The organism is Candidatus Jidaibacter acanthamoeba (genome assembly GCF_000815465.1).
Lineage (GTDB): Bacteria > Pseudomonadota > Alphaproteobacteria > Rickettsiales > Midichloriaceae > Jidaibacter > Jidaibacter acanthamoebae.
This window is the reverse complement of record NZ_JSWE01000202.1, coordinates 1-633: the sequence shown is the minus strand read 5'-3', so window position 1 is coordinate 633 and position 633 is coordinate 1. Positions and strand designations below refer to the sequence as shown.

The 633-nt window shown below is 30.3% G+C and carries 1 protein-coding gene; it reads right to left on the bottom strand.

Translation table 11 applies throughout. From position 1 onward, the window contains the following. The coding region (locus NF27_RS09360; protein ID WP_039458807.1) for a hypothetical protein at positions 1–302 on the bottom strand (302 nt) is incomplete at its 3' end. Positions 303–633 lie beyond the last annotated feature (331 nt).

Sequence of the window (633 nt, the reverse complement as noted above, 5' to 3'; positions counted from 1 at the left end):
CCTCTTTTTTCTTTCCCTCTCAGCCCCTGTTCTTTCTGTTTAGCTTCTTCTTGTTCTATGATTACTAAGTTTATAAAACTATTTGAAATGTCATATTTTCTCTCTTCCCAAAAGAGTTTTAGCTTATAATTAGCCTGGTAGTAATTTTTAATTGAATTTATTATTAATTGCTCAGCTGCTTGTAGTGAGCTGTCTCGATCGTCAGAAATTATGTAGTCAACCGCTCTTTCTCTTCCTCCTTTCTGCTCATCAGTGGTATGTGTATATCTGTTTTGTGAACCTAATAAATCTTCAGCTTTCATTTTTATAAAAAGTAGTTAAATATATAATTTAAAACACTGTTTTATAGCTTTTAAACAAGCAACCACTCTTTTACTAATACTAAAAGTTTATTCTTTACCTTTAATTATATATTTGAAATTAACCTATGGTTTTATATATAGTTTTTGTATAGGCTGTTTCTTTAAGATAATGTTTCTAATAAATATAAGTAATATTAACATTTACCGAACAACATCTCAGAGTAATTATGCACTTCCTCTTCCGAAGGCTAAGTGTATCTAAATATCTCCCTGATGGATACATTACCACTCATCTTCTGCGCTATGTGCACATCATACTTATCTGCTATTC